Raw genomic sequence first — 19926 nt, 5'->3', positions numbered from 1 at the left:
CGGCGAACCCACAGGTGCCCCCTCCAGCCAGACCGGAATCCGCCTGCGGCGGTAGACTTAAACCACCAAACCACGACTCTTCAACGAGGAACCATGACCGAGAAGATTCAGCTCACCAACAAGGTCGAAGCCATTAACTGGAACCGCATCCAGGACGAGAAGGACGTTGAAGTCTGGAACCGGCTGGTCAACAACTTCTGGTTGCCCGAGAAGGTGCCGCTGTCCAACGACATCCAGTCCTGGGCCACCCTCAACGAAGACGAAAAACTGCTGACCATGCGGGTGTTCACCGGGCTGACCCTGCTGGACACCCTGCAGGGAACCGTCGGCGCGGTCTCACTGATTCCCGATGCGCTGACCCCGCACGAGGAAGCGGTGTACACCAACATCGCCTTCATGGAGTCGGTGCACGCCAAGAGCTACTCTTCGATCTTCTCCACCCTGGCTTCGACCAAGGAAATTGACGAGGCCTTCCGCTGGTCCACGGAGAACCAGAACCTGCAGAAGAAGGCGCAGATCATCGAGAGCTACTACCACGGTGATGACCCGCTCAAGCGCAAGGTCGCTTCGACCCTGCTGGAGTCCTTCCTGTTCTACTCGGGCTTCTACCTGCCGATGCACTGGTCATCGCGTGCAAAGCTGACGAACACCGCGGACTTGATCCGACTCATCATCCGCGATGAAGCCGTGCACGGCTACTACATTGGCTACAAGTACCAGAAGGGCTTGGAACAGCAGAACGAGCAGCGCCGCCAGGAACTGAAGGACTACACCTTCGACCTGCTCTTCGAACTCTACGAAAATGAAGTGCAGTACACCCACGACCTCTACGACCCGGTCGGTCTGAGTGAGGACGTGAAGAAGTTCCTGCACTACAACGCGAACAAGGCGCTGATGAACCTGGGCTACGAGGCCATGTTCCCGGCCACCGTCACCGGCGTATCTCCGGCAATCCTCTCGGCACTGAGCCCGAACGCCGATGAGAACCACGACTTCTTCTCCGGCTCCGGTTCCTCCTATGTGATCGGCAAGGCCGTCAACACCGAGGATGAGGACTGGGACTTCTAGGAGCCAGACAACGAGCCAGCTGATCAGCGGCTAGCTGCACCGGCAACAGGGCCCGAGGCCCCCGAAAATATCGGGAGGTTTCGGGCCTTGCGTGTACCGACGCCATTGGCTTTCAAAGGGGCGGAGGACGAACCCAGCTTAATGGGCCCGCCAATAGCACGGCCCCCAGGCTGATCTGCCACCGTGTAGCCGGACAGGTCCATGGACGGCTGCTTCAACCGCGACCGATGCGCCCGCAACAACGACAGCGGTGTTCCTGGTGGCGCCGGGGCCGCTAGGATCATGACAGGTATTACTATCGGCCCCGAACCATCAGTGCTGAAATGAGGCTTATGAGCATCACATGGACCGAACAGCAGGTTCAGGCTGTGCGCCGCCGCTCAATCTCGGTCCTCGCGCTGGGGCAGGTCTTGGGCGGTCTGGGTGCCGGAGCCACCCTGACTCTCGGTTCCCTGCTGATCGTGGACGTTGCCGGAACCGACGCCCTGGCGGGCATGGCAGCAACCATGAACACCATCGGGGCTGCTGTGATGGCCATACCCCTGGCCATTCTTGCCCAGCGTCGGGGACGCAGGGTTTCATTGGCCACCGGGGCACTGATCGCCATCGTGGGAGTGCTGACCATCCTGGCCGGAACGCTTCTTGCCTGGTGGCCGGTGGTGTTACTGGGGATGGGAGTGCTGGGAACCGGAAGCGCCCTCAACCTGCAATCCCGGTTCGCCGCCACCGACCTGTCCAGTGACAGGACTCGGGGACGGGATCTCTCCCTGGTTGTCTGGGCGACGACGATTGGTGCCGTTACCGGGCCGAACTTGTTTGAGCCGGGCGAAGTGATCTCCCGGGCCCTGAATCTGCCGCAGTTCACCGGCGGCTTCCTCATCGCCATGGTGGCCCAAGGGGTGGGATTGGGGATCTACTGGTTTGGCCTGCGCCCCGACCCGATGCTCGTGGCCCAGCACCGGGAGGGGAACCCCGGAACCGGAGCGGTATCGCGAACCAGTGGGTTCTCCATTCTGCGCACCTCCCTGGCCGCCCGGGGAGCAGTCATCACGGTCGCGATGAGCCATGCCCACATGGTTGCGTTGATGTCGATGACCCCGATCCACCTGCAGCACCACGGCTCAACGCTGACCCTGATAGGAGTCACCATTTCAGCCCACGTTGCCGGAATGTACGCGCTCTCCCCAGTCTTCGGCTGGTTGACCGACCGGGTCGGCGCACGCCCCGTCGTGTATGCCGGCCAACTGCTTTTCATTACCGCGAGCATCTTGGTGTGGTTCGGCATGGAGAGCTATGCGCTGATCACCGCGGCTTTGGTCTGCCTGGGCCTGGGATGGAGCGCTTCCACCGTGGCCGGCGCGGCCATGGTAAGCGGGGCGGTTGACATTGCCCATCGTCCGCAGCTGCAGGGCACCTCGGATTTGCTGATGAACCTCAGCGGTGCGGCCGGGGGACTGGTCGCCGGCCCCATCCTCGTGTGGCTCGGTTTCGGCGGCCTGGGGCTCGTGTTGCTGGGCCTGGTCGCGGTGGTGCTGCTGGTTAACATTCCCCGCCATTTCAGCCAGACCCTGAGCTGACCTTCCCCTGGATGGAAGCACCTTTCCGGGCTTCCGCGAGCCGCTTTTCGGTGCGAGAGTTGAAACAGGTTGCGAGGCGAGGGAGTGGTTATGGCAGAAAATCCCGACTGCATCATTGTCGGTGGCGGTCCGGCGGGAATGGTTGCCGGACTCCTGCTGGCGCGTTGCGGGGTGAAGGTCGTCGTTTTGGAGAAGCACGGTGATTTCCTGCGCGACTTCCGGGGGGACACCATTCATCCCTCGACCCTGGAACTTCTGGATCAGCTGGGTCTGATGGGCGAATTCGAGAAGATTCCCTATTCGAAGGTCTTTGGTGCCAGCATCCCGGATCGCCGGGGGCACGACGTCAGGGTGGTTGACCTTGCCGGGCTGAAGCATCCCTACCCATTTATCGCCATGGCGCCGCAGTGGGATTTTTTGAGCCTGTTGGCCCGTGCGGGGGAGCAGGAGGAGAACTTCGAGCTGCGGATGAATTGCGAAGTGACCGACGTGGTGATTGAATCCGGCCAAGTTGTCGGAGTCCAGTACCGCAGCGAGACCGGGGAGGGGCAGCTCAGGGCGCTGCTCACGATCGCCGCGGACGGACGCTGGTCTACCGTGCGCCGTCAAGCGGGACTATCTTTAAGGGAATATCGAGTACCGGTCGATGTCTGGTGGTTCCGCATCAAGGGGTCAATGCAGGCCAGCAACACGCTGTTGCCGGTGTTCTCGCCCAATCGCGTCTTCGTGCTCATACCCCGGGGAAACTATGTCCAAACGGCGATGCTGCTCAAAAAGGGGGATGACACCAAGCTGCGGCGTCAAGGCATTGAGGAGTTCCGTCGTCAGGTCACTGCGGCCGTTCCAGACCTGGAATCGGCAGTCCAGGACCTGGAACTTGAAGATCTGAAGCTGTTGGAGGTGCTGCTGAACCGGGCCAATAAATGGTGGAGGCGCGGATTATTGTGCATCGGGGATTCAGCTCATGCGATGAGTCCGGTTGGAGGCGTGGGGGTGAACTTGGCAGTGCAGGATGCGGTATGCGCCGCACGGCGGCTTGCTGTTCCGCTGGCGACGGGCCGGATTACCGATCGCGATGTGGCTGCAGTTCAGCGCCGACGAGAACTGCCGACGATGGTGGTGCAGTCGGTTCAGCGGATTCTGCACCGGGGCCTGGTGCAGATCCTGGACAGTGACTCCGAGGTCGAACTGTCAAGCGCCATAGGATGGGTGCTGCGCAGAATTCCACAGTTGGCGAGGATTCCGGCGCGTCTGATCGGCGTTGGTCTGTTGCGCGAGAGTCCACCGATGGCAGCCCAGGGTTCGGGCATTACCGCGAAAATCGACAATGACGGGCGAAAGGCGCCGTAATTTCTTGGTCTTGGCAGGTCTTAAATGAGTGTGGGAGCCAGGATGATCTCCTGGCTCCCACACGGCTCAAGCTTTAGCGAGCCTGAATGTTGGTTGCCTGCAGGCCCTTCGGGCCCTGCTCAACGCTGTACTCCACGGTCTGGCCTTCTTCCAGAGCGCGGAAACCGAAGCTCTGGATTGCGCTGTAGTGGGCGAAGACGTCGGCGGAACCGTCAGAGGGAGCGATGAAGCCGAAGCCCTTTTCAGCGTTAAACCATTTCACAGTGCCAGTGGCCATTTTTTGTTTCCTTATTTTGTTCTGGCCACAAGTGTGGCCGATGAAGCCGTGCTGCGTTCGCGGCACGAAAATTGTGGGTTATCCGTTGACTCGGCTCGCGCCGAAGCACGAGGCACTAGCATCGGTGATCGATTACTGAACTTTGGATGCTGCAGAGACCGCACGGGGTGGTGATGCAACGTGAATGATGTGAATCGAATTTCTGCGCTGAAGTTGGCCACTGGAAAGGGAATGGCTTGGGGATGCACGAAGAGAACCCTGTTGAGGGAAGGTGACGGTGCTGAGCCGAAAGACAGTGGATAAAAAGAGATTAAGGATTCGATTCAAACTAAGAGCTCGAACGCGTGTGGAACACATCGAGCTGAACTGCTGCTGTGCGCGGCCCTGAGTATGTACCAGAGCCGAGTCACGGTGCTCCGCAAGCTGTTAGGCCGACACGGTGCACAAGATAACTATACGAGTCTAGCAGGTTTATGGTCAGAACTTGCACTCTTCATTGCCAAACTGAGCTTTCCCAGTTCGTTCTTCCGCATAGCGCCTAGTGGGAGTGCCAACTGAAAGCAGTCTGTGAATCGATGCTAGCCATCGGGTGCCTACGCCGTTCACTTTGATGCCCGGTGACCGGGGTGGTCTTGCTGATCCTCTATCGCACCCCATTCCCCAGGCCCACCCCAGGTGCGGTGGGCCTGGGAAGGATTAGCGGCTTGCAGGGGACTTGGTCTTCCGGCCTAGCATGACCTTCTTTGCAGCCTCTTGCAATAGGTCAGCGTTGGCTGCCGCCCCAGCGGTCACCCCTGCGGCAGCTGAAGCCAGGATCATAGCGCCCAGGCTGGCAACATTGCCTGCGGCGTAAACGCCGGGAATATCAGTAGTGCCCATCTGGTCGGTGGCAATGTATTCTCCCATTGGGTGCTGGGCCAGTTGGCCGCCCAAGCTCAGGTAGAGTCCCGCATTTGCGTGCATGCTGCTGGCCACTACCGCCGCATCTGCGTCAAGGACTACCCCGTTGGACAATGTAATCCCATGCAGCGAGCCATCATCGTGGACGTCCAACGCCTGGACCGCCGAATTGACGATCTCAATGCCCAAGGCTTCCAACAAGGTCCGCTGATCTTCGGCGAGTGCCGAGGGATCGTGGTTCACGTAAGTGACGTGCTTGCTGAGCTGGGAGAAGAGCTGGGCCTGATGTGAGCTCATCGCGCTGACACCCAGTATCGCGATCCGTTGTCCGCGTACTTCCCAGCCATGGCAGTACGGGCAATGCAGTACGCTCTTTCCCCAGCCCTGCCCAAGGCCTAGGGTTTTTGGCAGAGTGTCCCGCAGCCCGGTGGCAAGGACGATGCGGCGGGCGCCAAAGTGTTCGGAGTCGGTGCGCACCGTAAATCCCTGGTTCAGGGACCCTTCCAGGCCCGTGACCGCTGACCCGCTCAGTTTCACCCCATAACTGATCGCTTGGTCTCGCGCTAGCTGCAGCACCTGCTGCGGTGAAGCGCCGTCGTGTCCGAGGATGTTGTGTGCTGCTGCCGATGTCGCATTGCGCGGTTCGCCGGCGTCGCAGACGAGCACCGAGCGTAGTGAGCGGGCCAGAGTTGAAGCGGCGGCCAAGCCGGCGGCTCCGCCGCCGATCACGACTACATCGAAATGTTCCATGGTTTGATCCGTTCTGTAGGTGGGGGAGTGGGACAATGCCACGCTAACCGTTTTTGCTCTTATCGGATATAGTTTTGCCTATGACGCAAGAAATGGATGTGGATTCTGTCGTGAGGCTTCGGCTCAGAGGACTGCGCAAAGCCAAAGGGTGGTCGCTGGAGTCCCTGGCGACCCGGGCACGAATGAGCGTCTCGACCCTCAGCCGCCTGGAGACCGGCAATCGCCGCATGGCCCTTGATCAGTTGGTGCCGCTTGCCCAGGCCCTGGACACCACCCTTGATGAATTGGTGGCGCCCCCGGCGGAGCAGGACGCGCTCATTCGCCCCGAACCGGTCAGTGTTCCGGGCCTGACAACCTGGCGCCTGTCCGAACCCGACGGCCTGCACGGGTCCATGGTCGTCAAGATGCGCATCGACCCGCGAGAAGGCGGCAGTGAACCCGAACCACGCGTTCACCCGGGCAAGGACTGGTTCACGGTGCTGCGCGGCGAAGTGAAGCTGCGACTCGGCGAGCGCATTTACCACGTCAAGGCGGGACAGGCCGCCCAGTTCGACACGATGACGCCGCATTCGTTTTGGGCGGTGGGCGGGGTGGCCGAGCTGCTGAGCATTCTTGACACCACTGGGCAGCAAATTCACTGCTCACATGGTGATGCCTAGCGCCGAAGCCGGTTCGGGTAGGGTGAGTTGCAGCACGTATCGGAACATTTCAATGAGGTAATGCGATGACTCATCAGGTCGGCGAAGAGCTCGAACAAATCCTGGCTACCGGTGACTTCTACTATGAACCGCTGGGGGAGGGGCGATACCGCTCCACGATTCATGCCCAGGGCGCCTGGAATGAACATGAGCAGCATATGGCTCCGGCCACCGGTGTGCTGGTGCATGAAATGCTGAACTTCCAGCCCCGGGATGACATGCGACTGGCCCGGGTGAGCCTGGAGATCCACGGCCTGATCCACGCCGGTGAGTTCCAAGTCAATACCCGCATGATTCGTCCTGGACGCACGATTGAGCTGATTGAAGCCGAGATGGTGACCAATGGGCGGACCAGCATCGTTGCCCGGGCCTGGCGCCTGGCTACCGGGGATTCCTCGGCAGTGGCCGGGAGCGAGGACGCGCGGGTGCCCGGCCCGCAGGAGTGCGAGCCCTACGACGCGGTATCCCAGTGGCCTGGCGGCTACATTCGTGGAGTTGAAATGCGTGCGGCGGCCGGGCACCGGCCGGGCAAGGGCATCGTCTGGCTGCGCAATCCGTTCAGCCTGGTGGACGGGGTCAGCTCCCCGGACATGGTGCGGCTGCTGGGAATGGTGGACACCGCCAACGGTGTGGCGCCACGATCCGAACCCGGCCCGAACAGCTGGATGTTCCCGAACGTGGACCTGCAGATCCACATGTACCGTGAACCGGTGGGCCAGTGGCTGGGGCTGCAGGCTCAGCAGAGCTACGGCGCCGACGGGATTGGGCTGACCTCCGCGGTCCTGCATGACGAGCAGGGCCCTTTCGGGCACAGCGAACAGATCCTCACGGTTCGCCCGCTTTAGCTGCGTGAGGGGTCCTGCGCCAGGTCGGCTAGCAGCTGCTTGATCGTGGGCTTGGGCAGCAGGGTGAATCCCTGGGCCCGGTAGGCCTCACGGTTGGCGCTGTGGGAGCGGTAAAGGGCGTAGCCGCGCTTGATGAGGAAACCCACCGGTTTTCGACGTTCGGAGACGTCGCGGACGAAGCGGCGCAGGGCGGTGACCAGGGCCGGCTCATCTACGTAGTAGGCCTGTACGTTTACCCCCATCTCCCGCAGCGGCTGCAGTAGTTCAGCCAGGAAGATCCCCTCGGCAACAATTGGTCCGGCCCCGGTGATCCGCAGGTACCCGCTGTAGCTGGAGGTGGCGATCGAATAGTCCGGCACGTTCGTTGACCCGGTTTCCAGCAGCTCGCCGATCGCCTCCAGTGCCGCTGCGCGGTTCCAGGTTCCCGGATGGTCCCAGTCGATTTCGCCGTACTGGGTGCGGGGGAAGATTTCCGGTTGGCCGTCTTCGCTGATCTGGCGGTAGAAGGAATCCAGGGGCAGGTGCGGCCTGCCGTAGCGGGAAGCCAGATAGGACTTGCCCGAGCCGGAGGCTCCGCCAATAAGTATCACCGGGGTTGTTGAAAGAGGCACGCTGACCATTATCGCGCAGAACCGTACCGACCGGTAAACGATGCGGTCCTGGTCGGGGCATTCCTTGTCACCTCCGGATCGGTGGTACGGGCTGGCAGTAGAATCGACATCATGGGTTTAGCTAGCGAAGGTCAGCCGGCACGGCTGCGTGTGCTCATCGAGGAACCGAGCGGGGATCCGGCTGCGGACCTGGAGCGCGGGGTGCAGCTGCTGCGTGAGGTGCGCGCCGGTCAGATGCCCGCACTGCTGCGCATCTACCGCCCCGATCCGACCCTGGCCTTCGGGCAGCGTGATGTCCGGCTCGAGGGCTATCAGGCGGCCGTGGAAGCGGCGCAACGTCATGGGTTCACGCCCGTGGTCCGCCAGGCCGGTGGGCGGGCGGCGGCCTACCACCGCGGCACACTGATTGTGGATCACATTGAGGCCGAAGCCGAGGCAATGATGGGACACCAGGCCCGGTTCACCGATTTCGGGGAACTGTATGCCAGGGCGCTGCAGCGGCTGGGAGTCCAGGCGCGAATGGGGGAACTGGCTGGCGAATACTGTGCCGGAGAGCACTCCGTGCACGGGGTGCCCGGCCCAGGCGCACGAGTCGACGCCCCGGTGAAACTCATCGGAACGGCCCAACGGGTGGTGGCCGGGGCGTGGCTTTTTTCATCGGTCTTCGTCATCAGCGAATCGGCTCCCATCCGTGCCGTGCTCGACGAGGTCTACCAGCGGATGCAGATCCCCATGGATCCATCGACCATTGGGGCGGCTGATGACCTGGTTCCCGGGCTCAGCGTCGAGGACTTTACCCGAGCTCTACTAAAGGAGTACTCCACCAGATACCAGTTGGACCAGGTGGGGGAGAAGACACTTAGTTAGCAACGCCGACCCGGGGTCAGCCAGCTACTGCCGGATAACGCAATGCCCAGCAGGCCGCGGTGCGGGCTGCTGGGCATTGCGCTAAGTTCTCTGATCAATCACCGACGCCGTTAGGCGCGTTCCAGGACCTCTTCGATGCGCGGATTGGTGGCTGCGCTGCCGTCGGAGAACACCAGTGTCGGCACGGTCTGGTTGCCGCCGTTGAAGGACTCGACGATCTGGGCGGTGCCTTCCACCTCTTCGATGTTCACCTCGGTGTACTTCACACCCTTCTGGTCCATCATGCGCTTGAGGTTGCGGCAGTAACCGCACCAGCTGGTCGTGAACATGGTTACCGACCCGGATTCCGGGATGTACTGGTCATAATTTACTGGGTTGCTCATACCTCATTGAACCATTTTGCTGGCAGACTTGTTCCCATGTGCGGAAGATACGTCATGGCCAAGGCCATCGGGGATCTGGTGGCCGAAGCGGAAGCCGAAGCGGATGCGAACCTGGAATTGCGCCAGTCCTGGAATGTTGCGCCGACCACCGATGTGCCGATCGTCCTGGAGCGGCTGATCGACGGGCAGTTGCATCGACAAGTCCACGTGGCCCGGTGGGGCCTGGTTCCCGGCTGGGCCAAGGACCTGTCGGTCGGGGTGCGGGCCTTCAACGCCCGCAGCGAGACCGCCGAAAGCAAACCGACCTTTCGGGCCGCGGTGAAGAAACGCCGGGCCGCGGTGCCCGTGGAAGGCTACTACGAGTGGAAGAAGGAGCCCGGGGGCAAGAAACGTCCGTACTTCGTGCACACCGGGGACGGAAGCCTGATCTTCTTTGCCGGCCTGTACGAGTGGTGGAAGGACGAGGACGGCAGCTGGATCCTGTCCACCTCCATCCTCACCATGGAATCGCCCCAGGAATCGGAGCCCGGGGTGCTGGGGGAACTGGCTGGCCTGCACGACCGCCTGCCGATTCCCATGGACAAGGACATGATGGCCCGGTGGCTGGCCCCCATGGACGAGGACGGGGCGGGGCTGATTGAGCAGCTGCGTGACCAGGCCTTCGACGTTGCCTCCCAGTGGGCCATGCATGAGGTGGACTCCGCCGTGGGCAACGTCCGCAACAACTCACCGGAACTGGTCGAACCCCATACCTCCCAGCTGTTCTAGCCCATTCCGGCCCGGCGGGCGCCCGAGGCAGCGGCCGTGGCTAGCGCCGGCGCCGGCCCAGCCGGATGCCCAGCCCCAGGAAGAATGCCGCCACCCCGGCGAAGAGCAGCACCAGGGCGGCCACCGCCATCGGCGTGGGGCCGGGAAAATACGTGGTCTCGCTCAGCGGCGCGTAGGCGAACCAGCCGAATTCGCGCAGCTGGCGGGCATCCCACCACTTCATGACCAGCCCGGCGATCAGGCACAGGACTCCACTCAGCATCAGGATGGCGGCCCCGCGAGGCCGCGGCTTCGTACCGGGAAGGTTCGTTGACATGTTGTCATTATGACCGGGTCCCGCGCACTTTCGGCGCCGGGCGCGCGGGCCGGACCCACTGGGGAGTCACCAAAGCAAAAACCTGCCGTCGGGCGATGGCGGGTCAGCCATGGCGCGACGGCAGGTTTAGCGCGGAATGTTGCCCCAGGACCTAGTGGCCGCGGGCGATCCACTCATCCAGGTTCGGGGCCTCGGCCGCGATGCTGGTGCTCGGCCCGTGCCCGGTGTAGACCACGGTCTTCTCCGGCAGGTTCAGCAGGCGTTCGCGGATCGATTCGATGATCGTCTCGAAGCTGGAGTAGCTGCGCCCGGTGGCGCCAGGGCCCCCGCTGAACAGGGTGTCACCACTGAACACCACATCCAGCTCCGGCACGTGGAAGCACGTGGAGCCCGGCGAGTGCCCGGGGGTGTGCATCGCATGCAGGGTGACCCCGGCGATGGAGAACTGGTCCCCGTCCTTGATCTCCGCGTCGGGCTTGCGCTCCGGGTAGACCGCGTCCCAGAGCATCGAGTCCTCCGGGTTCAGGTACAGCGGGGCACCGACCTTGTCGGCGAACTCCCCGGCGGCGCGGATGTGGTCATCGTGGCCGTGGGTGAGCAGCACCGCCTTGACCTTGCGCTCGCCCAGGGCGGTGAGGATCTTCTCCGGCTCGTGGGCCGGGTCGATGACCAGCACCTCCTTGGCGTCGCCGATGATCCAGACGTTGTTGTCCACATCCCAGGTCCCGCCATCGAGGCTGAAGGTCCCCGAGGTGATCACGTTTTCAATCTGTGCGTTCATTAGAGTTCCACCACCGATCGCAGCACGGTTCCTTCGTGCATCTTGTCAAAGGCCGCCTCAATCTCGTCCAGCTTGATGCGTTCGGAGACAAAGGTGTCCAAGTCCAGGCGGCCGAGCTTGTACTGGTCCACCAGCATCGGGAAGTCCCGGCTGGGCAGGCAGTCCCCGTACCAGGAGCTCTTCAGCGCCCCGCCGCGGCCGAACACGTCCAGCAGCGGCAGCTCCAGGGTCATCTCCGGGGTCGGCACGCCCACCAGCACCACGCGTCCGGCCAGGTCGCGGGCGTAGAAGGCCTGCTTGTAGGTTTCGGGCCGGCCCACCGCGTCGATGACCACATCGGCGCCGAAGCTCCCGGTCAGTTCCTGGATCGCCTGCACGGCGTCCTGCTTGCTGGAGTCCACGGTGTGGGTGGCACCCAGCTTCTGAGCGGTCTTGAGCTTGTCCGGGTTGACGTCCACCGCGATGATGGTGGTCGCCCCGGCCAGCTGGGCGCCGGCGATGGCCGCGGCTCCCACCCCGCCGCAGCCGATCACGGCCACGGACTCACCGCGCTTGACCTCACCGGTGTTGATGGCCGCGCCAATGCCTGCCATGACCCCGCAGCCGAGCAGGCCCACCGCGGCGGCGTCGGCATCCTCGTCGACCTTGGTGCACTGCCCGGCAGCCACCAGGGTCTTCTCGGCGAACGAGCCGATGCCCAGCGCGGCGCTCAGCTCGGTGCCGTCCTCCAGGGTCATCTTCTGGGTGGCGTTGTGGGTGTTGAAGCAGTATTGCGGTTCGCCCTTTTCGCAGGCGCGGCACTGGCCGCACACCGCGCGCCAGTTCAGGATGACCCGGTCGCCAACCTTGACGTTGGTAACGTTCTGCCCGATCTGGGAAACCACCGCAGTGGATTCGTGGCCCAGCAGGTACGGGTAATCGTCGCCAATCCCGCCCAACTTGTAGTGCAGGTCGGTGTGGCACACCCCGGTGGTCAGAACGTCGACGACGACTTCACCGGGCCCCGGATCCGGGACGATGATGTCCACGACCTCGACAGGGGCATCCTTGACGCGGGAAATAACGGCTTTAACCTTATGAGGCATGTGTTTTGGTCCCCTTAGATTGAAAAGTTGCAGGTCTTCTCGATGCTATCGGTCGCGCGCCCGGGTTTCTAGGATGTGTCCATTGCGCCCAGGTTTGCCGCGTCCCGGCGTGGAGTGCCGCGAGAGCTGCGGTGTGCTTGTCCGTTCAGGGCGTAAGAGTGTTACGACCGCGCGCAGGGTTAGGGCAATTGCTCGATCCAGCCGCGGATCCTTTGCAGTTCGCCCTGCTCCAGCAACAGCACAACCTGCATCCCGCTGCCGGTGGGCTGAAGCAGCGCCGCCTGGCCCTCGCCCAGGCCCGCTAGAGCAGCGGCGGCCGGGGAACCATTGCCCGCCGCCTTGGTGGTCGCCAGATAGAGCTCCGCCGGGCTGTTGTTCCAGGATTCGAGGATGGCGCTGCGTTCGGTGAAGAAGCTGCGCGCCTCATCCAAGTGGAACCAGCCGGTGAGACTCTGGGTGCTCAGCTCCATGACGGTGATGGGGGTGCGTTTCCTCACCCCGCCCAGCTGCCCGGTGGCGCGCAGCGTGTAGCCGTCGCCGTGCAGGGGTTCACCCTGGGCCAGTTGCTGCTGCTGTTGCTCCTCAGCCGCGGTGCGGCTCTTGCGTCCAAATAATCCCATGGGGGCCTTTCGAATGTTCTGCTCCAGGCGGCGAGCCCGCCGCGGTCTCAGCATGACTCTACAGTTCCTGTTTGCGGACCAGCCTCGGCGGCCGACCCAAACTGTCCGGGGCGCTGACTACTGTCGCTACTGATCGAACACGTGTTCGAATACAATTGATGGAGCAGCAGTTAGGAGTCAACCGTGGGCGTGTTCACCGAGGCGATCGAGGTTGCGTGCACTCCGGCCGGGGTGCCGTTGCGGGTGCGCTGGAAGGGGCATGAGTATCGCCTGGTGGCCGAACCGCATCGCTGGTTCGAGCGCCGCAAGTGGTGGGACGAGGGTATGCGGGTTCCGCGCGGCACCGGCGCCGGGGTGGTTGACTACGAGATTTGGCGGCTGCAGATCGCCCTGGGCTCCTCCCGCAGCCAGGGGCGGACCATCGATGTCAGCTTTGACCCGCAATCGGCGCGCTGGCGATTGATCCGGGTGCACCAGGAGCTGCCGCTGAGCGCGTAGCGCTTAGGGGTGGTGGCGCCTTCGGAGGGGCGGCTGAGTAGGGCGTGTGCCAACTGTTCGAAACTTTGTTCTAATAGGGGTCTGGAAAGTTTCGAAGGAATGCCCGCCCATGAGTTTCACCCACCTGAACGTCGTCTCGGCCTACAGCGCCCACTACGGGGTCGACACCCCGGCGCTGCTGGCCGCCCAGGCCAAGACCGATGGTGCCTGGGCATTGGGGTTGTGCGACCGGGACGGGCTCTATGGCGCGGTGAAGCACGTGGGCGCCTGCCTGGAGCACGGGCTGAGGCCGATCCTGGGGGTCAACCTGGCGGTTCTTGATCGGCAGGGACGCGCCGGTGGACGCATCCTGCTGCTGGCGCGGGGCAACAGCCGGGGCGCCGGGTACGCGGCCCTGTGCCGGGCGGTCAGCGCCGCGCACACCCACCGCAAGAGCGTGGGACTGAACCGCACCCAGCTGCGCGAGCACCTGGCCGGCGGCAACCTGATGGTGCTGCTGGGCGCGGAATCCGAGGTGGGCAAGGCCATCGAGGCCCGCAACTACACCGCCGCCCGCCAGCTGCTGGCCCAGTGGCGGAAACTGGCCGGCAGGCTGCTGCGCGTGGAGGTCACCACCCACCTCTCGGCCGAGGGGCAGCGCTACTGCCTGGGCCATGCCAGCAAGCTGGTGCGCCTGGCCGGGGAGCTGGGCATCACCCCGGTGCTGAGCAATGCCGTGCGCTATGCCGGCCCGGACGGGGCGGTCACCGCCGACATCCTGGATTCGGCCCGGGTGCTGCACAGCCTGGATGCGCTTGAGGAGCTGCAGCCCACCGGGCAGGGCTGGCTGAAAACCCCGCAGGAGATGCACCGCCTGGCCGGGGACATCGCCCGGGCCACCGAGCGCGGCTGGGCTTCCCGGCTGCTGCACGCCACCGAGCAGGTGGCCGCCTGGGCCGCCCTGGATCCCGGCCAGGACCTGGGATGGAAGCGGCCGGTGATCCCCGAGCACCGGATCATCGGGATCACCGGGGACGCCCAGCACCAGCTGCGCCAGCGGGTGCACGCCGCGGTGCCCCGGATGCTGCCGCACACCGATCAAGGGGTCATCGAGTCCCGGCTGGAATTGGAGCTGGGGGTGATCTCCCGGCTGGGGTTCGCCGGCTACTTCCTGACCGTCGCCGAGACCGTGCGGCTGATCACCGACATGGGGGTGCGGGTCTCGGCCCGCGGCTCCGGGGCCTCCTCGCTGGTGAACTTCCTGCTGGGCATCAGCCACGTCAACCCGCTGCAGCACGACCTGGTCTTTGAGCGCTTCCTCTCCGATACCCGCACCACCCTGCCCGATATCGACATCGACGTGGAATCCGCGCGCCGCCACGAGATCTACCACAAGATCTTTGACACCTTCGGCGCCGAACGGGTGAGCCTGATGAGCATGCAAAACGCCTACCGCGCCCGCGGTGCGGTGCGTGATGCCGGGGCGGCGCTGGGCATCGAGCAGGAGCAGGTCGATGAGATCGCCAAGCAGCTGTGGCGCTTTTCCGCCTCCTCCTTCCGCGAGGCGCTGGCCGAGAAACCCGAACTGGCGGCCCTGGCCGGGCGAATCAGCGGCAACCGGCAGCTGGACCAGCTGGTGGACGTCACCGAACGGCTGGACAGGCTGCCGCGGCACATTTCCATGCACCCGTGCGGGGTGATCCTCTCCGATGCCACGCTGCTGGAACGCACCGCCGTGCAGCCCTCGGGCATCGGGCTGCCGATGAGCCAGTTCGACAAGCACGACATGGATTTGATGGGGCTGATCAAGCTCGACGTGCTCGGGGTGCGCATGCAGTCGGCGATCGCCTACACCCTGGAGGAGATCAAGCGCCTGCACCCCAACCGGCAGGCCGTGGCCCGCGCCGGCGGGCACCGGAACGAGGAGTACATCCAGCAGGACGGGCACATCGACTTCACCAAGGTGCCCCTGGATGATGAGATCACCTTCGAGCTGATCCGCTCCACCCACACCCTGGGCTGCTTCCAGATCGAATCCCCGGGCCAGCGCGAACTGATCGGCAAGCTGGCCCCGCGCGAATTCAACGACCTGATCATCGACATCTCGCTCTTCCGGCCCGGGCCGATGCAGTCGAACATGGTCAAGCCCTACCTGGAGCACCGCCACGGCTTCGCCCCGGCCCAGTACCTGCACCCGGACCTGGTGCCGGCGCTGGCCGAAACCCACGGGGTGACCGTCTTCCACGAACAGGTGCTGCGCATCCTGAACGTGATGACCGGCTGCGACCTGGGGATGGCCGACGTCTACCGCCGCCACCTGGGTAACCCGCAGCGCGAACCGGAGGTCGAACGCTTCTTCCGCACCGCGGCCACCCAGCGCGGCTACGGCCAGCAGACCATCGACGAGGTGTGGGCGGTGCTGGCCGGGTTCGGCTCCTTCGGCTTCTGCAAGGCGCACGGGGCCGCGTTCGCGGTGCCCACCTACCATTCGGCCTGGCTGAAGGCGCATCACCCCGAGGCGTTCCTGGCCGGCATCTGGGAACACGACCCGGGCATGTACCCCAAGCGGCTGCTGGTCTCCGAGGCCCGGCGGATGAACATCCCGATCCTGCCGCTGGATGTGAACCGCTCCACCGGGCACTACCGGGTCGAACGCATCTACGACGGGGGTGCGCGCACCGCCCCGGTGGTTCCGCGCGCCGCCGGCACGGTGCGCCCCGGACAGTACGGGGTGCGCCTGGCCTTCCGCGACATCCACCAGATGAGCGAACGCGAGGTGCAGCGCCTGGTCGCCGGCCAGCCCTACGAGTCGCTGGCCGATGTGCGCCACCGGGCGGGGCTTTCCCGGCGCACCTACCAGAACCTGGCCGCGCTGGGGGTGTTCGACTCCCTGCTGGCCGGCACCACCCGGGCCGACACCATCGCCCACACCCAGTCCATGGCGCACAGCACCCTGCCGGTCAAGTACCGTCCCGGCCCCGGGCAGCTGGCCCTGCCGCTGGGGGAGCTGGAGCCGATCCGCGCCACCGGCACAGAGCTGAGCCCCAGCCAGAAGGTGCGCACCGAACTGGACCTGATGCACCTGGACGTGAGCGAACACCTCATCGACTCCTACAACCAGGCCCTGGCCCACCTGCCGATGACCCGGGCGGTGGAGCTGCTGGAGCTGCGCAACGGGTCGGAGGTGCTGGTCGCCGGGGTGCGCGTGGCCACCCAGACCCCGCCGATGCGCGGGGGCAAGCGGGTGGTGTTCATCTCGGTGGACGACGGCACCGGCTGCATCGACGCGACCTTCTTCGACGACGTGCAGCAGCGCACCGGCCCGCTGCTGTTCAACACCCGGATGCTGCTGATCCACGGCACCACCCGGCGCACCGGCCCGCGCGGCATCTCCGTGCAGGCCCTGAACGCCTGGGACCTGCACCAGCCGGACACCTGGCCGCCGGCCGGCTACCTGCAGGACCCGCAGCGGCCCCGCGCCCGCGGGATGCGACCGGCCGAACCGGTCACCGAAACCGTGGGGCAGCTGGCCCGCCGCATGCAGGCCGAGGGGCTGGACCAGCGCGGAGCCTAGGGGCGGGACCGCCCGGCGATCCCCCCGAAGGGGACCGGGCGCCTAGCTGTGGCGCAGCAGCCTGGGCAGCTGCGCCAGGGTGATGGCCGGACGCCGGGCCGTGGCCGGACCCACGTAGAACGCGGCCATCCCCAGTCTGCGGGGACCTTCGATGTCCGCCACCCAGTTGTCCCCGACGAACGCCGCCTCGGCCGGGGTGATGCCATGCCGGTCCAGCGCCGCCTGGAAGATCCGCGCATTGGGCTTGCGCCAGCCCAGCTCGATGGAGGTGAACACGTCGCTGATGTGCTCATCCAGCCCGAACCGGGCCAGCAGGCGGGGCACCAGCGGGCGGTGGTGGGTGTTGCTGACCACCGCCAGGTGATGCCCGGCGGTGCTCAGCTGCGCCAGGCATTCGCCCACCGCGGGCGCCGGGACGATCCGCGCGCTCCAGGCCTGCAGGTACTCCTCGACCAGGCGGGAGATCTCACCCTCGGCAATCCCCGGGGCGCCGAGCAGCTGCCAGTAGCGGGTGGCGATCTGCTGCATTGAGCATTCACGTTCGCTGCGCTGGGCCTGCCCGTCCAGCTCCGCCCAGGCCCGGTCCCACAGCCGGTCACAGTCCCGGGCGTTGACCCCGGCCCCGGCCCGCCGCGCGAACTCGAACGGCGCGTTGTACCCGGCCGGGTGGATGGAGGGGTCATAGTCGACCAGGGTGCCAAAGAAGTCGAAGTAGACGTGGGAGGGCATGGGTCCTTCCTGCAAAACCGTGCTCCCGCGCCCCCACGGGAGGCCCAGGCAGGGCAGTGGACACGGGGGTGGGCACACGGGGCTAAACCCCCAGCATAGGCCAGCTGCCGCTCAAACCGCGGAGATCCGCCCGTCGGCCTCCACCACGAACGTCGGGTTGTGCACGAAGTCCCAGCGGAACCCGTCCGGGTCCGCCACACAGGCGCTCATCCCACCCCAGGGCTGCTTCGCCGGGGCATTGATCGGGCTGGCCCCGGCCTTTAGCGCTCGCCGGTAATGCGCCTCCACCTCCCGGTCCGACCCCACGTTGTGACCCAGCGACACCGGGGGAGCCAACCGCGAATGCCCCACCTGCCCGTACTCGCTGGGCATTTGCGCCACATCCCACAGCGCCAGCATCAGCCCGTGCCCGGCCCGCACGAACGCGATCTGTTCATGGGCCGGCTGCACCAGCTCAAAGCCCAGGCCCTCGGTATAGAACTTCAGGGAGACACCCACATCACGCACCCCGAGGGTAATGGCGCTGATGGTTGGCGGGGCAGGCTTGTTCATACCCCCACAGTAGGCAAGCGAACCCCGGGGCGGAAGAGCCACTGACCCCTGCCGGGGAAGGGCCGCACCGAAGGTCCCGTCATTGCCGACGGCTAGCGACCAGAAGCCGCTGGAGTGCCGCTGGAGCGGCGCACCAAACCCGGTGGCGCACATCCACCGGTGAGGCCCGGTGCCGGCATCTCCCCTGGGGATCTAGAGGTAGATCCACTGTCCATGGGGCTCCAGGCCGCGTCCGCGCCCAGCGGCGCTCGCCGGCCGCCCACCGCGTGCAGGACGCTTGGCCCTCGCGCTCGCCGAGGCGCCGGTCGGTGCGGTGTCCCGGCCCGAGTGCTGCCAGTGCTCGGGCCCGGGGATGGAGCGGATGTGCGGGCTGAGCCAGGCGCCAAGGGCGGCCAGCAGCACGATGGCGGCGAAGAAGCGAATCGTGGGCGCCATCCCGGCCAGCTGCACACCGGCCCCGGCCAGCAGCGGCCCCAGCGGCATGGCCAGCAGCGCCATAAACAGCATCACCGCGTTCGCCCGCCCGGCCATGTCCCGCGGGGCGATCGCCATGAAGTAGCCGCCAACCGCCGCGTTCAGGGCCGGCACCCCCACGAACGCGGCCGCCAGCATCCCGCCGATCCACCACAGGCCGGCGTGGGCGGAGATGAGCGCCAGGAACAGTCCCAGGGCGCTGAGCGACAGGCAGGAGAGCCACCCGGTGGGCACCCGGTCGATCAGCCAGGTGGCGAACACCGACCCCAGCAGCAGCCCCACCCCCATGCAGGCGCTGACCAGCCCGATGCTCACCGGGGACTGCCCGCGGTCGCGCAGCCCGTAGACCAGGGTGGTCACCGAACCGTTCGTGCCCAGGTTCACCGCCACGATCAGCCAGAGCATGATCCGCAGCTGTGGGCGGGCAAAGCACCAGCGCAGACCCCCCCAGCACCCCCTGCGTGCTGGGCGCCTGGGCCGGATCGGCGGCGGCGTGCTCTTCGGCGGCCTTCACACTCGGGGCGATCAGCCGCCCGAAGCCGGCCGAGAGCAGCTGGAACACGGCGACGAATCCAAGCGCCGGCCCGGCCCCGAGCCCCAGCAGCAGCCCGCCCAGCGGCGCCCCGCCCAGGCTCAGCGCCGCATCCCGGCCTTGGTTCGCGGCCATCGCCCGGCCTAGCTGCAGCGGATGGACCACGTCCTTCAGCGCCGCGTTGGTGGCGGTGCCAAAGAGCCCGCCGCGCAGTTCCAGCACGATGTGCCCGATGCACAGTGCCGCGACGCCCAGTGATTCGCCCGCGGCCAGCAGGCCCAGCGCGGCGGTCAGCCCGGCCCCGGTCAACCCGCCGAGCACGATCAGCGTGGACCGGTTCATCCGGTCGGCCAGGGAACCGCCCCACAGGGTCAGCCCCACCCGGGCGGCCATGCCCAGGGCGGCCAGCAGTCCGGCCTGGGCGGGGGAGCCGGTCACGGCCAGCAGCAGCAGCGGGATCACGAACTGGTACACCGATCCGGCCAGCAGGGCGGAGGTGTCCGCCGCCCACCAGTGGCGGTAGGGGCCCTGGCGGCGCAGCGGCGGCAGGGCCGGCGCGGCGTTCTCCGGCGCCCGCACGGTCCCGGGCCGCGCGCCGGGGTCCGGGGAAGGGGGCAGTGGCTCACCGGCGGTGGTGCCGGCAGCCGGGGCTGGGGTCGAGGTCATGACACCACCATAGGCTCGCAAATAAT

20 protein-coding genes and 1 pseudogene are annotated in these 19926 nt (G+C 65.6%); 9 read left to right on the top strand and 12 right to left on the bottom strand.

Going from position 1 to position 19926, the window contains the following annotated elements; genetic code table 11:
• Nucleotides 1-93 precede the first annotated feature (93 nt).
• From nrdF to AC6I21_RS08170, 3 genes are all read left to right on the top strand, one after another.
• Complete coding sequence (gene nrdF, locus AC6I21_RS08180) at nt 94-1068, top strand: class 1b ribonucleoside-diphosphate reductase subunit beta (protein WP_497762153.1); 975 nt, start codon at nt 94-96, stop codon at nt 1066-1068.
• A 332-nt stretch (nt 1069-1400) separates the two neighbouring features.
• The gene (locus AC6I21_RS08175; RefSeq protein WP_249354265.1) at nt 1401-2645 is read left to right on the top strand and encodes an MFS transporter; all 1245 of its coding nucleotides are present in this window, start codon (nt 1401-1403) and stop codon (nt 2643-2645) included.
• Between the two features lie 90 nt (nt 2646-2735).
• Nucleotides 2736-3995 (top strand): FAD-dependent oxidoreductase, encoded by a 1260-nt coding sequence (locus tag AC6I21_RS08170; RefSeq protein ID WP_497762152.1) that lies wholly within the window; start codon nt 2736-2738, stop codon nt 3993-3995.
• A gap of 73 nt (nt 3996-4068) precedes the next feature.
• On the opposite strand, the gene AC6I21_RS08165 is transcribed toward AC6I21_RS08170, so the two are convergent.
• Together AC6I21_RS08165 and AC6I21_RS08160 are read right to left on the bottom strand one after the other, a co-directional pair.
• Entirely contained in the window at nt 4069-4272 is a 204-nt protein-coding gene (locus AC6I21_RS08165) for a cold-shock protein (RefSeq protein WP_360028876.1), read from the bottom strand.
• Nucleotides 4273-4968: 696 nt separating this feature from the next.
• On the bottom strand, nt 4969-5922 hold the full coding sequence (locus AC6I21_RS08160; protein WP_497762151.1) for an NAD(P)/FAD-dependent oxidoreductase: 954 nt from the start codon (nt 5920-5922) through the stop codon (nt 4969-4971).
• Nucleotides 5923-6002: 80 nt separating this feature from the next.
• Between AC6I21_RS08160 and AC6I21_RS08155 the strand changes: the two genes are divergently transcribed.
• Together AC6I21_RS08155 and AC6I21_RS08150 are read left to right on the top strand one after the other, a co-directional pair.
• On the top strand, nt 6003-6581 hold the full coding sequence (locus AC6I21_RS08155) for a helix-turn-helix domain-containing protein (RefSeq protein WP_497762150.1): 579 nt from the start codon (nt 6003-6005) through the stop codon (nt 6579-6581).
• A 65-nt stretch (nt 6582-6646) separates the two neighbouring features.
• A complete protein-coding gene (locus AC6I21_RS08150) occupies nt 6647-7465 on the top strand; it encodes a thioesterase family protein (RefSeq protein WP_343830503.1) in 819 nt (272 codons plus the stop codon).
• Here AC6I21_RS08150 and AC6I21_RS08145 read toward each other — a convergent pair.
• Complete coding sequence (locus AC6I21_RS08145) at nt 7462-8085, bottom strand: uridine kinase family protein (protein ID WP_138174194.1); 624 nt, start codon at nt 8083-8085, stop codon at nt 7462-7464. The two genes, AC6I21_RS08150 and AC6I21_RS08145, sit on opposite strands and share 4 nt — an antisense overlap.
• Before the next feature lie 102 nt (nt 8086-8187).
• On the opposite strand from AC6I21_RS08145, the gene AC6I21_RS08140 reads away from it, so the two are divergent.
• Nucleotides 8188-8943, top strand: a complete 756-nt coding sequence (locus AC6I21_RS08140; RefSeq protein WP_246049462.1) for a lipoate--protein ligase family protein — start codon at nt 8188-8190, stop codon at nt 8941-8943.
• 110 nt (nt 8944-9053) lie between these two features.
• On the opposite strand, the gene AC6I21_RS08135 is transcribed toward AC6I21_RS08140, so the two are convergent.
• Nucleotides 9054-9326, bottom strand: coding sequence for a mycoredoxin (locus tag AC6I21_RS08135; protein WP_138174192.1), 273 nt, complete (start codon nt 9324-9326; stop codon nt 9054-9056).
• A gap of 36 nt (nt 9327-9362) precedes the next feature.
• Between AC6I21_RS08135 and AC6I21_RS08130 the strand changes: the two genes are divergently transcribed.
• Nucleotides 9363-10094 (top strand): SOS response-associated peptidase, encoded by a 732-nt coding sequence (locus tag AC6I21_RS08130; protein ID WP_497762149.1) that lies wholly within the window; start codon nt 9363-9365, stop codon nt 10092-10094.
• Nucleotides 10095-10134: 40 nt separating this feature from the next.
• Here the strand turns inward: AC6I21_RS08130 and AC6I21_RS08125 are convergent, their stop codons facing one another.
• The 4 genes from AC6I21_RS08125 to AC6I21_RS08110 all read right to left on the bottom strand — a co-directional run bounded on the left by AC6I21_RS08125 (nt 10135) and on the right by AC6I21_RS08110 (nt 12896).
• Nucleotides 10135-10410: a hypothetical protein gene (locus tag AC6I21_RS08125; RefSeq protein WP_360028881.1), complete on the bottom strand. Its 276-nt coding sequence runs from the start codon at nt 10408-10410 to the stop codon at nt 10135-10137.
• Between the two features lie 151 nt (nt 10411-10561).
• Nucleotides 10562-11191: an MBL fold metallo-hydrolase gene (locus AC6I21_RS08120; protein WP_138174182.1), complete on the bottom strand. Its 630-nt coding sequence runs from the start codon at nt 11189-11191 to the stop codon at nt 10562-10564.
• The gene (locus AC6I21_RS08115) at nt 11191-12276 is read right to left on the bottom strand and encodes an S-(hydroxymethyl)mycothiol dehydrogenase (protein ID WP_497762148.1); all 1086 of its coding nucleotides are present in this window, start codon (nt 12274-12276) and stop codon (nt 11191-11193) included. Before AC6I21_RS08115 ends, AC6I21_RS08120 begins: the two co-directional genes overlap by 1 nt.
• 179 nt (nt 12277-12455) lie before the next feature.
• Nucleotides 12456-12896, bottom strand: coding sequence for a hypothetical protein (locus AC6I21_RS08110; RefSeq protein ID WP_497762147.1), 441 nt, complete (start codon nt 12894-12896; stop codon nt 12456-12458).
• A gap of 183 nt (nt 12897-13079) precedes the next feature.
• Here AC6I21_RS08110 and AC6I21_RS08105 point away from each other — a divergent pair, with 183 nt between their 5' ends.
• Together AC6I21_RS08105 and AC6I21_RS08100 are read left to right on the top strand one after the other, a co-directional pair.
• Nucleotides 13080-13394 (top strand): hypothetical protein, encoded by a 315-nt coding sequence (locus tag AC6I21_RS08105; protein ID WP_497762146.1) that lies wholly within the window; start codon nt 13080-13082, stop codon nt 13392-13394.
• A gap of 109 nt (nt 13395-13503) precedes the next feature.
• The gene (locus tag AC6I21_RS08100) at nt 13504-16947 is read left to right on the top strand and encodes a DNA polymerase III subunit alpha (protein WP_497762145.1); all 3444 of its coding nucleotides are present in this window, start codon (nt 13504-13506) and stop codon (nt 16945-16947) included.
• A 42-nt stretch (nt 16948-16989) separates the two neighbouring features.
• On the opposite strand, the gene AC6I21_RS08095 is transcribed toward AC6I21_RS08100, so the two are convergent.
• The 4 genes and pseudogenes from AC6I21_RS08095 to AC6I21_RS08080 all read right to left on the bottom strand — a co-directional run.
• A complete protein-coding gene (locus tag AC6I21_RS08095; protein WP_346922159.1) occupies nt 16990-17676 on the bottom strand; it encodes an HAD family hydrolase in 687 nt (228 codons plus the stop codon).
• Between the two features lie 111 nt (nt 17677-17787).
• Nucleotides 17788-18228: a VOC family protein gene (locus AC6I21_RS08090; protein WP_497762144.1), complete on the bottom strand. Its 441-nt coding sequence runs from the start codon at nt 18226-18228 to the stop codon at nt 17788-17790.
• 192 nt (nt 18229-18420) lie between these two features.
• Nucleotides 18421-19107: an MFS transporter gene (locus AC6I21_RS08085; RefSeq protein WP_497762143.1), complete on the bottom strand. Its 687-nt coding sequence runs from the start codon at nt 19105-19107 to the stop codon at nt 18421-18423.
• 175 nt (nt 19108-19282) lie between these two features.
• A pseudogene (locus AC6I21_RS08080) lies at nt 19283-19900 on the bottom strand (hypothetical protein); the annotation flags it as partial.
• Nucleotides 19901-19926: the final 26 nt, after the last annotated feature.

It is taken from the genome of Glutamicibacter sp. St.4D3 (genome assembly GCF_059728615.1).
The sequence above is the reverse complement of the archived record's forward strand: the minus strand, read 5'-3'. Positions and strand labels throughout refer to the sequence as shown.

Excerpts from the sequence above, each read along its gene's own strand:
- AC6I21_RS08170 (WP_497762152.1), top strand. The coding sequence starts at position 2,736 with ATGGCAGAAAATCCCGACTGCATCATTGTCGGTGGCGGTCCGGCGGGA.
- AC6I21_RS08095 (WP_346922159.1), bottom strand. The coding sequence starts at position 17,676 with ATGCCCTCCCACGTCTACTTCGACTTCTTTGGCACCCTGGTCGACTAT.
- AC6I21_RS08175 (WP_249354265.1), top strand. The coding sequence starts at position 1,401 with ATGAGCATCACATGGACCGAACAGCAGGTTCAGGCTGTGCGCCGCCGC.
- AC6I21_RS08155 (WP_497762150.1), top strand. The coding sequence starts at position 6,003 with ATGACGCAAGAAATGGATGTGGATTCTGTCGTGAGGCTTCGGCTCAGA.
- AC6I21_RS08145 (WP_138174194.1), bottom strand. The coding sequence starts at position 8,085 with ATGGTCAGCGTGCCTCTTTCAACAACCCCGGTGATACTTATTGGCGGA.
- AC6I21_RS08120 (WP_138174182.1), bottom strand. The coding sequence starts at position 11,191 with ATGAACGCACAGATTGAAAACGTGATCACCTCGGGGACCTTCAGCCTC.
- nrdF (WP_497762153.1), top strand. The coding sequence starts at position 94 with ATGACCGAGAAGATTCAGCTCACCAACAAGGTCGAAGCCATTAACTGG.
- AC6I21_RS08130 (WP_497762149.1), top strand. The coding sequence starts at position 9,363 with ATGTGCGGAAGATACGTCATGGCCAAGGCCATCGGGGATCTGGTGGCC.
- AC6I21_RS08160 (WP_497762151.1), bottom strand. The coding sequence starts at position 5,922 with ATGGAACATTTCGATGTAGTCGTGATCGGCGGCGGAGCCGCCGGCTTG.
- AC6I21_RS08110 (WP_497762147.1), bottom strand. The coding sequence starts at position 12,896 with ATGGGATTATTTGGACGCAAGAGCCGCACCGCGGCTGAGGAGCAACAG.
- AC6I21_RS08150 (WP_343830503.1), top strand. The coding sequence starts at position 6,647 with ATGACTCATCAGGTCGGCGAAGAGCTCGAACAAATCCTGGCTACCGGT.
- AC6I21_RS08135 (WP_138174192.1), bottom strand. The coding sequence starts at position 9,326 with ATGAGCAACCCAGTAAATTATGACCAGTACATCCCGGAATCCGGGTCG.
- AC6I21_RS08085 (WP_497762143.1), bottom strand. The coding sequence starts at position 19,107 with ATGCTCTGGCTGATCGTGGCGGTGAACCTGGGCACGAACGGTTCGGTG.
- AC6I21_RS08090 (WP_497762144.1), bottom strand. The coding sequence starts at position 18,228 with ATGAACAAGCCTGCCCCGCCAACCATCAGCGCCATTACCCTCGGGGTG.
- AC6I21_RS08125 (WP_360028881.1), bottom strand. The coding sequence starts at position 10,410 with ATGTCAACGAACCTTCCCGGTACGAAGCCGCGGCCTCGCGGGGCCGCC.
- AC6I21_RS08165 (WP_360028876.1), bottom strand. The coding sequence starts at position 4,272 with ATGGCCACTGGCACTGTGAAATGGTTTAACGCTGAAAAGGGCTTCGGC.
- AC6I21_RS08140 (WP_246049462.1), top strand. The coding sequence starts at position 8,188 with ATGGGTTTAGCTAGCGAAGGTCAGCCGGCACGGCTGCGTGTGCTCATC.
- AC6I21_RS08100 (WP_497762145.1), top strand. The coding sequence starts at position 13,504 with ATGAGTTTCACCCACCTGAACGTCGTCTCGGCCTACAGCGCCCACTAC.
- AC6I21_RS08115 (WP_497762148.1), bottom strand. The coding sequence starts at position 12,276 with ATGCCTCATAAGGTTAAAGCCGTTATTTCCCGCGTCAAGGATGCCCCT.